The 10,903-nt window shown below is 35.8% G+C and carries 12 protein-coding genes, 2 tRNA genes and 1 rRNA gene; 4 read left to right on the top strand and 11 right to left on the bottom strand.

Annotation, left to right across the window (positions count from 1 at the left end; all coding sequences use genetic code 11):
- Positions 1-166: 166 nt before the first annotated feature.
- Entirely contained in the window at positions 167-850 is a 684-nt protein-coding gene (locus tag F5ESL0246_RS01355; RefSeq protein ID WP_122017767.1) for a dihydrofolate reductase family protein, read from the bottom strand.
- Between the two features lie 173 nt (positions 851-1,023).
- Between F5ESL0246_RS01355 and F5ESL0246_RS08335 the strand changes: the two genes are divergently transcribed.
- Together F5ESL0246_RS08335 and F5ESL0246_RS08330 are read left to right on the top strand one after the other, a co-directional pair.
- Complete coding sequence (locus F5ESL0246_RS08335; RefSeq protein WP_233551568.1) at positions 1,024-1,230, top strand: MerR family transcriptional regulator; 207 nt, start codon at positions 1,024-1,026, stop codon at positions 1,228-1,230.
- 111 nt (positions 1,231-1,341) lie between these two features.
- On the top strand, positions 1,342-1,791 hold the full coding sequence (locus F5ESL0246_RS08330) for a TipAS antibiotic-recognition domain-containing protein (RefSeq protein WP_233551567.1): 450 nt from the start codon (positions 1,342-1,344) through the stop codon (positions 1,789-1,791).
- 200 nt (positions 1,792-1,991) lie between these two features.
- On the opposite strand, the gene F5ESL0246_RS01345 is transcribed toward F5ESL0246_RS08330, so the two are convergent.
- The 3 genes from F5ESL0246_RS01345 to F5ESL0246_RS01335 all read right to left on the bottom strand — a co-directional run bounded on the left by F5ESL0246_RS01345 (position 1,992) and on the right by F5ESL0246_RS01335 (position 4,078).
- A complete protein-coding gene (locus F5ESL0246_RS01345) occupies positions 1,992-3,107 on the bottom strand; it encodes an alpha-L-rhamnosidase C-terminal domain-containing protein (protein ID WP_233551566.1) in 1,116 nt (371 codons plus the stop codon).
- A 70-nt stretch (positions 3,108-3,177) separates the two neighbouring features.
- Positions 3,178-3,250: transfer RNA gene (locus F5ESL0246_RS01340), tRNA-Thr, on the bottom strand.
- 69 nt (positions 3,251-3,319) lie between these two features.
- Positions 3,320-4,078, bottom strand: coding sequence for an NADPH-dependent oxidoreductase (locus F5ESL0246_RS01335; protein ID WP_122017765.1), 759 nt, complete (start codon positions 4,076-4,078; stop codon positions 3,320-3,322).
- A gap of 144 nt (positions 4,079-4,222) precedes the next feature.
- Here F5ESL0246_RS01335 and galE point away from each other — a divergent pair, with 144 nt between their 5' ends.
- Positions 4,223-5,212 carry a UDP-glucose 4-epimerase GalE gene (gene galE / locus F5ESL0246_RS01330; RefSeq protein WP_122017764.1) on the top strand — a complete coding sequence of 330 codons (990 nt, stop codon included), beginning with the start codon at positions 4,223-4,225 and terminating at the stop codon, positions 5,210-5,212.
- 38 nt (positions 5,213-5,250) lie between these two features.
- Here galE and F5ESL0246_RS01325 read toward each other — a convergent pair whose 3' ends face one another.
- Complete coding sequence (locus F5ESL0246_RS01325) at positions 5,251-5,799, bottom strand: GNAT family N-acetyltransferase (protein ID WP_122017763.1); 549 nt, start codon at positions 5,797-5,799, stop codon at positions 5,251-5,253.
- Positions 5,800-6,002: 203 nt separating this feature from the next.
- On the opposite strand from F5ESL0246_RS01325, the gene F5ESL0246_RS01320 reads away from it, so the two are divergent.
- Positions 6,003-7,376: an amino acid permease gene (locus tag F5ESL0246_RS01320; protein WP_122017762.1), complete on the top strand. Its 1,374-nt coding sequence runs from the start codon at positions 6,003-6,005 to the stop codon at positions 7,374-7,376.
- 39 nt (positions 7,377-7,415) lie between these two features.
- Here the strand turns inward: F5ESL0246_RS01320 and F5ESL0246_RS01315 are convergent, their stop codons facing one another.
- The 6 genes from F5ESL0246_RS01315 to rrf all read right to left on the bottom strand — a co-directional run bounded on the left by F5ESL0246_RS01315 (position 7,416) and on the right by rrf (position 10,895).
- Complete coding sequence (locus F5ESL0246_RS01315; protein WP_122017761.1) at positions 7,416-7,778, bottom strand: DUF956 family protein; 363 nt, start codon at positions 7,776-7,778, stop codon at positions 7,416-7,418.
- A 6-nt stretch (positions 7,779-7,784) separates the two neighbouring features.
- On the bottom strand, positions 7,785-8,699 hold the full coding sequence (locus F5ESL0246_RS01310) for a PTS system mannose/fructose/sorbose family transporter subunit IID (protein ID WP_122017760.1): 915 nt from the start codon (positions 8,697-8,699) through the stop codon (positions 7,785-7,787).
- Between the two features lie 28 nt (positions 8,700-8,727).
- The gene (locus F5ESL0246_RS01305) at positions 8,728-9,534 is read right to left on the bottom strand and encodes a PTS mannose/fructose/sorbose transporter subunit IIC (RefSeq protein ID WP_122017759.1); all 807 of its coding nucleotides are present in this window, start codon (positions 9,532-9,534) and stop codon (positions 8,728-8,730) included.
- A 10-nt stretch (positions 9,535-9,544) separates the two neighbouring features.
- On the bottom strand, positions 9,545-10,552 hold the full coding sequence (locus F5ESL0246_RS01300) for a mannose/fructose/sorbose PTS transporter subunit IIA (protein ID WP_122017758.1): 1,008 nt from the start codon (positions 10,550-10,552) through the stop codon (positions 9,545-9,547).
- 142 nt (positions 10,553-10,694) lie between these two features.
- A tRNA-Asn gene (locus tag F5ESL0246_RS01295) sits at positions 10,695-10,767 on the bottom strand.
- A gap of 11 nt (positions 10,768-10,778) precedes the next feature.
- A 5S ribosomal RNA gene (rrf, locus tag F5ESL0246_RS01290) occupies positions 10,779-10,895 on the bottom strand.
- Positions 10,896-10,903 lie beyond the last annotated feature (8 nt).

Genomic DNA, 10,903 nt, shown 5'->3' with positions numbered 1-10,903 from the left:
CACTAATATTTACATCATATCTGCGACTTAATTCTCCAGAACCAACCTGATAGTTTTTCCATAGATTATAGATATCAATTTTGTCTTGCTTAGATAATTTAGACATAATAAAAACCTCGAAATTAATCTGTCCTAATTTTAGGGTTCAGATCAAATTGGGCATTTTTTACTCTGTTTTTTTGAATATTAAATGTAAGCCACCATCCGGTAATTTTTTGATAAAATCAATTTTAAATTGATCATCAATTCTACTAGTTGTTTCAAAAACAGCCTTAATCTCGCGATCACCATTGACGTATGGCGAGACGACTAAAGAAATTTCATCGACTAAGTGCTGCTCTAAAAAGACACCATTAATTCTAGCCCCACCACAAAGAGCCAATTTTTCAATGCCAAAATGCGCTCTTAGCTTAACTAAAACTTCCTTTAAGTTAAAATTCTCATCTCCAGAAACAATATAGGGAATTTCCATTGTACGCAGAAAGGCCAAATATTCTTTTTGTGCCTTTTTCGTAACAACTTCTATCGCACGCATTTGATGATTATGATATAAAAAATAATTTTTATTCCAACCACATTTTCCTTTGCGATCAAAGGCAACAATCCAAGTCGCTGCTTGGATATCAGGTAGCCAATCTTCATACTTAATTCCAGCAGGACTATACTGGGTTAAATCGATTAATTCAGGAGCGGCATACATTTGAATCGTCCGTCGACCATTACCATCAGCATTACTTAAAACAAACAGTTCATCGTTATAATATTTGCTCGATGCAGGGCTATCACATTTACCATCAATTTTACCGTCAATCGTGACATACATATGAACAACTACTTTTGCTCTATTCATTTTTACCTCCCTTTAATTCAAATAAAATATAATCTTTCAAGTATGCTTGAAGTCAATAGGATAACAGAATATTTGACTTGAGTTAAAAATATTTAAATTTATTGCTATATTTCCCTTGACCTTGACGTAGCGTCAACAATTATACTTCAAAATGTAAGTGAGGAGATTTAATTATGTCGTATTCAATCACCGAATTAGCTAAATTAACAGGAGTTTCAACAAGAACTTTGCGTTTTTACGATAAGACGGGACTACTAATTGCCCGTCGTAATCCTAAAAATAATTATCGTTATTATGACAAGGCCGAAGTTGATCAACTACAAAAAATAATGTTTTTATTATTTGATTTACCTTTAGCGCAAATTAAAAAAATCATGTAAAGTTCTACTGAAATCCAATACCAAGCTTTAAAACAACAACGACAAAAAATAATAGCTGAGAAAAACCGATTAACGACATTGATTGATAACCTAGATCAAACACTTACATCGATGAAAGGGAAAACAACCATGAACATGAGTGATCAAGAAAAATTTGTTGCCTTTAAGACGCAAAAAATTAATGATAATGAAAAAATGTATGGTAAAGAAATTCGTACTAAATATGATAATGATCTTATTGATGCGAGTAAGCAAAAAGTCTGTGCTCTGTCCAAAAAAGAATTTAATCATTTAGAACAAATCACTAAACAAATTTTGGTTCAGTTAAAGCCACTAGTTGGTACAACTGATTTCCAACAACCTGCTGCTAAACAACTTTTTACTTTGCATAAAGAATATTTACTGATGATGTGGCCTACCCAGTTATATTCATCTACGAATCACAAAAATTTGGCTACAATGTATGTTTGTGATGAACGATTTAAGAAATACTATGAAGAGGGCACTGGTATGGAAGGTGCCGCCCAAACTTTAAAAGATATTATTGATTATTATGCTTAAAAAGTTTAACAAATAAAAGAACAATTTGTTGTTTTTACAAATTGTTCTTTTTGTATGATTAAATCTCATCTGATTAGCAGAAGCACCCAAAGGCAGTTACAAGTAGAACTTAAAAACAAATTAATCATCTAATAATCCAATATTTAATCAAGCATTAAACGTTATCCACCATGCTTGTCAAAAGAATACTTTCTCCTAACTTAAGCTATTAGGAATTGATAAGTATCTGAATTTACTGTGATTCTTGTATTTTTGATACTTGCATGCAAATACTTCTTTAAAAACTTATCAGTATCTGGCGGATAGATAGTTGCTTTACATCCTTTAGGAATGCTAAATTTATATACTCCATCCTTAAGTTGTATAGTAAATAAACCATTTGCACTTAAATATTTCATTTGAAAATCATTAACTATGCCTTTGAACTTCGGGTTAATTGTTAGTTCTTTATATCCTGGCTTGATTACATTTAAACCAACAACATTTCTTATAAACCAATCAATGACACACCCCGTAGCGTAATGATTAAAGGAAAATGTCCCCACTTTACCATCAGGTTGAATTCCCGCCCAAGATTCCCAAATTGTAGTGGCTCCATGGTCAACTTCATATAACCAAGACGGGCACTTATCACGTATTAGTTCTACCAGCCTAGCTAACAATTGCGGTTTAAGATTATGTTCTTCAACCATATCAAACGCCAGTGCCAAAACATAGCATCCCTGATAATCGCTAGTTAACTTGCCAGCTTTTACAAATTTATTAGTAAAGGCTATTTTTACCTTATTAACATATTCAATATACTGATTACCATCTTTACCTAAAAGGTTGCTTATTTTAGCAAGAAGTTCTGAAGAGTGTGCTAGAAATGCGGTTGCAACTAAATCTTTAGTTGCTTTAGCTGACTTCATCGGATCTGGATTTCCAATCATCATACTTGGAAACATTAAGTCACCATAGTGGAAAGTAGTATCCCAAATATATTGATTATTGCCCGACTTAGTTGCAGCAGCACTTTTTACACTATAATTATGCCACTTTACCATTGCATCATAGTTTTCTAGCAATACTTCCTTGTGTCCATATCTTTGATACAGAGTCCAAGGTACCATGATGATTGCATCACCCCAGCCTGCTGAACTCAAAGTACCTTTAAAATCAAGCGTTCTTTGGTAAAAATCTTCAGGAGCCGGTGAATAATCAATAATTTCACCATCTTTTAGTTGGTCAATGCGAACATTTTTTAACCAACGCCGAATAAAATTTTCTGTATTTCTGTGTGCCACTGCATATGTCTGAGTTACTTTTTCAAACAAAAATATCCTTCGCGTACCTGCTTAAAATATTGATCCACAAAGGATAATTAACTTTTACAAACTTAATTTATGCTGATTGCCAGAGTCGAACTGGCGACCTTTTCTTTACGAGGGAAACGCTCTACCAACTGAGCTAAATCAGCGCTTTTGGTAACATTAAAATTATACCAAAACCAAAAAAGTCATGCAATCAAATGAATGACTTTTATTTATTATTTCCAGTCAAGACATAAACCCTGTTGATGGAGTAGTTGCGGTAACTGGTCGCGCGCAATTTTTTTATTATCCAACTTGGCACCAGTTATTTGTTTGGTAAAAGAATCAATGCGATGATTAGTTGCTCGTAAATCATAATATTTTTCCACAGTCTGATCATAGTCTTCTAACTCAGCGACATTGAAATCTTGTGGATAATTATTTTCAAACGTGGTGAATTTTAGTGGTAAACGTGGCTTTAATTGTGGGTTTTGATCAGGAAGACCTACCTGCATCCCCAGTGCAGGAAAAGTCAGTTTCGGTAAATCTAATACCTCAAGTAGCGCTAATGGATGGTCATTAATTGTTCCTAGCGGCACATAACCTAAGCCCATACTTTCCACCGCATTAGCCACATTTTGCCATGCAAGTAACGTATCATCCAATCCTTGCAAAAAGACATCCGTTGTATGGACACGACCATCATCTTGACCTAGTTGCTGGCGAATCTGCTGATTACGATACAAATCAACTATAAAAATAAACAAATCGCCTTCAGCCCCTACATACTTTTGGTTACACAGCTGTCGAATTTTTGCTCGTTTTGCTTCATCAGTAATATGCACAAGAGTCGCATTCTGCATAAATAAACTTGTTGCCGTATGTTGAAAAACTGTGTACAACGTTGTTAATTGCTCCTGATTCAAACTCTTGTTTTTAAATTGTCTAATTGACCTGTGGTTAACTTGTGCATCAATTGTTGAATTATGAATCATTTAGTCAAATCCTCTCTAATTGGTCTTACTAAAAGTAAGTCTATTGCAAAATTATTATCCTGTCAATCTTCCTTATTTTAACCATCTTAATCACACTAACTGTGTTAAAATTTATAGCAAAGGTTGTAATATATGGAGGTAACTATGCGTATATTGGTTGTTGGTGGTGCTGGATACATTGGCTCAAACGCTGTACGGCAATTACTTGATGCTGACTATGAAGTTGTCGTTCTTGACGCCCTTTATACTGGACACCGCAAGGCTATAGATTCTCGAGCTAAATTTTATCAAGGTAGTATTGAAAACAAATTCCTAGTGAGTCAAATTCTACGTAATGAAAAAATTGATGCTGTTATGCACTTTGCTGCCTACTCACTAGTCCCAGAATCAATGAAAAATCCACTTAAATATTATGATAATAATGTTTGGGGAATGATTGCACTTCTTGAGGCAATGCGGGATGCAAAGGTAAATTACCTTGTCTTTTCTTCTAGTGCTGCAACTTATGGCATTCCTCAAACGTTGCCAATTACTGAAGACTCACCATTAAATCCAATTAATCCATATGGTGATACTAAATTAATGATGGAGAAAATCATGCACTGGGCCGACAAAGCTAACGGTATCAAATCAGTTGCGCTAAGATATTTCAACGTTGCCGGGGCATCAAAGGACGGACAAACAGGTGAAGATCATGCACCTGAAACACACCTCATCCCCAATATTTTAAATAGTGCCGTTAAAGGTGATAATAAGTTCACTATTTTTGGTAATGACTACGATACGCAAGATGGTACTAATGTACGTGACTACATTCAAGTGACCGATCTAATTGATGCTCATATTTTAGCACTACAATATTTAATCAAAACTAACCTATCAGATGTCTTTAATTTAGGTACTGAACACGGCTACTCCAATTTAGAAATTTTACAAGCTGCTCGCAAAGTTACCGGAACTAAGATCCCTTACACAATCGGACCAAGACGTAACGGTGATCCGGATAGTCTTGTTGCTGACTCCACTAAAGCTAGAACCATCTTACATTGGCAACCAAAACATGAAAGTGCTGAAGATCTCATTGCAAGTGCATGGAAATGGCACCAAACTCATCCTAATGGTTATGAAGATTAAACTAAAAAATGTACTGGTGATAAATACCAGTACATTTTTTAGTTTGTAGAATTAATAACTGTATACAAATCCATATCACAAAACTGTCCGTGATATTTTACTTCATCTTTCAATAATGCAACATGATCAAATTTTAATCTTTGTGCTATTGCTCTACTAGCTTTATTTCGATGATCGGCCAAGAGGTTTAAACGATGCAAACTTAAATTACTAAATGAAATTTGTACCAAACGTTTTACCGATTCAGTCATAATTCCTTTACCCTGATATTTTTGTCCAAGCCAATAACCAATTTCCGCACTTTGATGATTTAGCTTTATATCATGCAGATCAACCATACCCGCTGGTTGGTTATTCACAAGAATCACTAATGCCAATTTTTTATATTCCGCGGTCTCACTTCGCATAAGCTTAATAAAAGCAAGTTCATCCTTAAGCGCATTTATTTCATTCGCCCAAGGCAAGAAACGTGATAATTCTGATCGATCCTGTTGAATAAGATTATATAAACTTTGCGCATGACTTGTTTCCGGAAAAACTAATTTAATGGATAAATTATTAAGTGAAAAAGCGTCTAAAGTAAACATATCATTACCCCCTCTAATTATTTATTAATATTATTCATCATACTATTATCAATCGAATTGTTCAATTTATTCATCAAATTATATACTATATGCAAACACTAACTCAAAAATTTTTCATCTTTATATAAGCATGTCCTTTTGATAAATGCTATAATCAAATGTTGTAATATCAATGTAATATTTTGGAAACTTGGAGTGATTTAATGAGTAAAAAAGATGAATCAAAACATGATGCTGGCTATGAACGAACTTTAACCAACGCACATATCCAACTAATTGCACTAGGTGGAACCATTGGAACGGGACTTTTCTTAGGTGTCGGTAACAGTATTCGATTAGCTGGACCAAGCGTTATTTTAATTTATATAATTGTTGGCATTTTTTTATTCTTATTAATGCGCGCGCTTGGAGAACTAATTGTTTCAGATTTATCTAAGCATACCTATATTGATTTTATTAAAAAGTATTTGGGAAAAGACGTTGGTCTTATTTCTGGTTACCTCTACTGGATTAGTTGGGTTTCTCTAGGAATGGCTGAAATGACCGCACTTGGTATTTACTTTCAATATTGGTTTCCCTATCTACCGACTTGGATTCCGGGACTTATTACGGTCGCTGTATTGCTCTTTATCAATCTTTTATCAGCACGTCTTTTCGGCAATCTTGAATTTAGTTTTGCCATTATTAAAATTGTGACGGTCATCGCCTTTATTATTTTAGTAGCCTATCTACTGATAACAGGTGGTAAAACTAGTTTTGGTCCCGTTAATTTTTCTAATTTGACTACCGATGGCGGCTTCTTTGCTAAAGGCGGCACAGGTTTTCTTTCCGGCTTTCAAATGGTAATTTTTAGTTTTGTCGGGGTTGAATTGGTTGGACTTACTGCTGCAGAGGCACAAAATCCAGCCAAAACAATTAGAAAAGCAATTAATGAGGTTCCATTAAGAATTATTTTATTTTATGTATTGGCCATTGTCGCAATCCTACTCGTCATTCCTTGGAATAAAGTTGCTACCAATTCTAGTCCATTCGTCCAAACTCTTGCTGCAACAGGTATACGTAATGCCGGTTCAATTATTAATTTTGTAGTTATCTCTGCCGCAGTTTCAGCTACCAATAGTTTTATCTACAGTGCTGGCAGATTACTTTTTTCCATAACTTTTAATGGTAAGGGTAAATGGAATAAAACGTTTGGTCAATTGCACCGTCAACTTCCACAAAATGCTCTGATTTTATCGGCTATTTTAATGGAATTAGCACCATTTCTCATTATAATTATCGGAAACGATGCATTTAATTTTATTTCTTCGACAGCTACAAGTATGTTTTTAATTATTTGGTGCTTAATGCTCTTAACCCATATTTCTTATCGAAAAAAGACGAGAGAACAAGACTTAACTGATTTCCAAATGCCTGCCTTTCCATATTCAGATTATGTAACATTGCTATTTTTCATCCTGATGATCATCTTACTACTAATTTTACCAGCTAATCGAACTGCAATGATTACCGCTTTATTAATCTTCATTATTCTCTCAACTCTAGTAAAAATTCATCGCCAAGAAAAAGTTAAATAACGAAAAAATACTTAGGTCATATAACCTAAGTATTTTTGTTTACTTGTTTTTAACTTTTCTCTTGATTTTTTGCCACAATCCTAACGCCTGACGCATATTATTCGCTGGTACATATTGTCTAATTGCATGCAATGTATGCTTATTGTTACGACTAGAGAAGATGAATTTGCCATTTTTTCGTGTTCGAATCTCAAAACGTGGGATGTAGCTACCGCCAAAATGAACATCCGCAACCACATACGTCACTTCCGCCCACGGTATTTGCACATAATCATCGACATTGCGTTCATTATAAAATTCAAATGCGTGATTGCCAACCATGAGCTTGCCATAGGTTGCAATTCCACGAAACCACGTTGCGCTTGCAGTTAAGTCAACCTTAGAATTACTTGATTCAACCATTATCGATTAAAGTACATGCAAAACATGTAAAACTACCCCAACAACGAAAATCGCAATGATAATAACAATTGGTGAAACTTTCTTCTTTAACAGCCACATACATAGGAAGGTCAATAACAACCCTGCTAAGCCTGGAATTAATGTATCCAAGTTGTTTTGTAAAGTTGTTACCTTAAATTTGGTTAGTGACAAGCCATTACTCTGAGCAATCAATGCTTGTTGAATACCCTTGGCACCAGCTGGAAGTGAATTCCAATCAATATAGCCACCCTTTTGCACAGGAGTACGGGAAACGATCGGCGTAAATTTAATATTAACCCAACGCTCAATTAAGGAACCCAAAACAAACATTCCCATCATAGAAGCTCCACGCGTTACCTTTTGTAATAGTCCACCAGACATATCATTAGTAATTGCAGAACCCGCACGATAACCAAATTCTTGTGTGTACCACATAAAGGCAATTCTAATCACATTCCAAATAACAAAGAATAGAATTGGTCCCAAGATATTACCTTGAATCGCCATTGAGGCTCCTAGTGCCCCAACAATTGGACGCACAGTATACCAAAAGACAGGATCACCAACACCTGCTAAAGGTCCCATCATTCCAACCTTAACACCTTGAATTGCTTCGTCACCAACTTCTGCACCATTAGCTTTATCTTCTTCTAAAGCTAAGGTAACCCCTAAAATTGGTGAAACTAAGTATGGGTGAACATTGAAGAATACCAAATGACGTTCCAAAGCAGCAGCCATGTCATCTTTATTTGGGTATAATTTTCGTAATGCTGGAATTAATGAATAAGCAAAACCACCATTTTGCATTCTTTCATAATTCCATGAAGCCTGCAAAAATTGTGAGTGCCACATAACTTTGAAGCGGTCGGCTTTAGTTAATTTGATTTTTTGATCAGCCATAATAAAATCCTCCTCTTAACATATCACTTTAATAGTCATCAATGATATCGCCGAGTGGATCGCCGGTACCTTCACTATCAGAATTAGAATTGCTGCTACCGCCCTTGGATTCAAGTGCCAAGTACATTAAAGCCATTGCTAAGCCAATTGCACCCAAAGCGATTAAAGTTAAATCTTTAATTGCGGCTAAAGCAAAACCAATGGCAAAGAATGGCCAAACTTCACGACTTGCCATCATATTGATTACCATTGCATAACCAACAGCTACAACCATGGCACCACCAATTGACATACCATCACTGAGCCAAGTTGGCATTAAACCTAACCAATATTTAACCGTTGAAGCAGGAATTGCTAATAACAATGCTGCAGGAATGGCAATTCTCAATCCCTGCAAACAAACATCAATCCATTGCCACATATTAATTTTGCGCCAATTAGCATTTTTAGCATCAACATCCATAATGTGAACAACAGCAGTTGAGATAGTCCGCACAATCATTGTTAAAAATAATCCAGCAACGGCCAAAGGCATCGCAATACCAGTCGCCATGCCAATCCCCTTAGTGCCCTGACCACTTTGTACCAAGATAATTGCCGAAGCAACCGAAGCTAAAGCAGCATCAGGAGCCACTGCAGCACCAATATTGGCCCAACCAAGAGCGATCATTTGCAACTGACCACCTAAAATAATACCTAAATCTAAATGCCCAGTAACTAAACCAATTAGTGTACAAGCAACTAATGGTTGATGAAATTCCCATTGATCCAAGATACCTTCCATACCTGCTAGAAAGGCAACAAGAACCACTAAAATCATTTGTATAGCGTTCATTTTTTTGCTCCTATTTATTTTGTTCATCAAGCAAACTTTGAGCTTTGCTCAGAATTGCATCCATATTGCCTGATTTATCGGTTGGTACTTTTCGAACATCAAATTTGACGCCTAATTTTTCAAGTTCATGGAAGGTATCAACATCTTCTTGATTCATTGATAAAACATTATTGGCATTAACATCACCTACACTGTAGGACATTGATCCTACATTGACAGTTTTGATATCAACACCTGCCTTAATAGCCTTTAGCACATCTTCTGGGTTTTCAAAAAGTAATAACGCATGGGTATTACCAAAACGTGGATCTTTAGCAATTTCAACCATCTTTTTTAATGGTACAGTATGTGCTTTTACACCAGCAGGTGCAGCTTCCCGAATCATACTTTTACGCATATCATCTTTGGCCACACTGTCTGAAACAACGATTACTCTATCAGGGTGCATCGTTGGAATCCAACCCGTTGCAACTTGTCCATGTAGTAAGCGTGAATCGATTCTTGCCAAAACAAATTTAATATGACCATCACCAACCACCGTTCCTTCAGGAATTGACTCCCTACTTTTCTTCTTATTTTCTTTTACAGAAGTAGTAACTGGTTCATTTTGAGGCATTAAAGTCGTGGGTTGTGTCTTAATCCCTTCTTTTGCAGGCTTAATAACTGCACTTGCAATTTCGTGAGCACTGAAATCAGGATTAGTTAATCGCTGGGTTAATGCTTCGACAACCATTGGTAAATTCATACCAGAAACAATTGCCCACGATGGATGCTCTTTAAGTAAACTATTAGCTTGATTAAAAGGTGTTCCACCCCATAAATCAACTAATAACAATATTTCATCTTGACTTGTAAATGAAGATATTGCACTATTCATTTTTTCTCTAATATCATCTGGCCCCTCATCAGGTGTCAAAATAACATGAGCAAAATTATCTTGTTCACCAAACAGCATTTGCGCTGATTGAGCAATTCCATCAGCAAATCCACCATGACTTGCCAATACAATTCCTACCATTAGATTTCCTCCTTCAAATAAATGTATCCATAAGATATTGTACCTTTAAGAAGTAATTAAGTCACGTCAGATCAAGCTATTTAATGTTACATAATACAACAAAACAAAAAAAGGAAAGCCTAAACCTTCCTCTTACTTCTTGCTCCGGCTGTCAGACTCGAACTGACGACATCTTGATTAACAGTCAAGCGCTCTACCAACTGAGCTAAGCCGGAATATTAAAAAAGCACGGCAGCTTCCTACCCTCGCAGGCAGTCTCCCACCAACTACTCTCGGCGTTAAGAAGCTTAACTGCTGTGTTCGGCATGGTTACAGGTGTTTCCTTCTTGCTTTTGCCACCGTACTTTCTCT

The sequence above is a fragment of the Lactobacillus sp. ESL0246 genome, assembly GCF_003692965.1.
GTDB lineage: Bacteria > Bacillota > Bacilli > Lactobacillales > Lactobacillaceae > Lactobacillus.
Note: the sequence above shows the minus strand (reverse complement) of the source record. Positions and strands in the feature narration are given on the sequence as shown.

What these genes read in the sequence shown, in the direction of transcription:
- F5ESL0246_RS01355 (WP_122017767.1), bottom strand. Translation starts at nt 850, where the DNA reads ATGAATAGAGCAAAAGTAGTTGTTCATATGTATGTCACGATTGACGGT.
- F5ESL0246_RS08335 (WP_233551568.1), top strand. Translation starts at nt 1,024, where the DNA reads ATGTCGTATTCAATCACCGAATTAGCTAAATTAACAGGAGTTTCAACA.
- F5ESL0246_RS08330 (WP_233551567.1), top strand. Translation starts at nt 1,342, where the DNA reads ATGAAAGGGAAAACAACCATGAACATGAGTGATCAAGAAAAATTTGTT.
- F5ESL0246_RS01335 (WP_122017765.1), bottom strand. Translation starts at nt 4,078, where the DNA reads ATGATTCATAATTCAACAATTGATGCACAAGTTAACCACAGGTCAATT.
- galE (WP_122017764.1), top strand. Translation starts at nt 4,223, where the DNA reads ATGCGTATATTGGTTGTTGGTGGTGCTGGATACATTGGCTCAAACGCT.
- F5ESL0246_RS01325 (WP_122017763.1), bottom strand. Translation starts at nt 5,799, where the DNA reads ATGTTTACTTTAGACGCTTTTTCACTTAATAATTTATCCATTAAATTA.
- F5ESL0246_RS01320 (WP_122017762.1), top strand. Translation starts at nt 6,003, where the DNA reads ATGAGTAAAAAAGATGAATCAAAACATGATGCTGGCTATGAACGAACT.
- F5ESL0246_RS01315 (WP_122017761.1), bottom strand. Translation starts at nt 7,778, where the DNA reads ATGGTTGAATCAAGTAATTCTAAGGTTGACTTAACTGCAAGCGCAACG.
- F5ESL0246_RS01310 (WP_122017760.1), bottom strand. Translation starts at nt 8,699, where the DNA reads ATGGCTGATCAAAAAATCAAATTAACTAAAGCCGACCGCTTCAAAGTT.
- F5ESL0246_RS01305 (WP_122017759.1), bottom strand. Translation starts at nt 9,534, where the DNA reads ATGAACGCTATACAAATGATTTTAGTGGTTCTTGTTGCCTTTCTAGCA.
- F5ESL0246_RS01300 (WP_122017758.1), bottom strand. Translation starts at nt 10,552, where the DNA reads ATGGTAGGAATTGTATTGGCAAGTCATGGTGGATTTGCTGATGGAATT.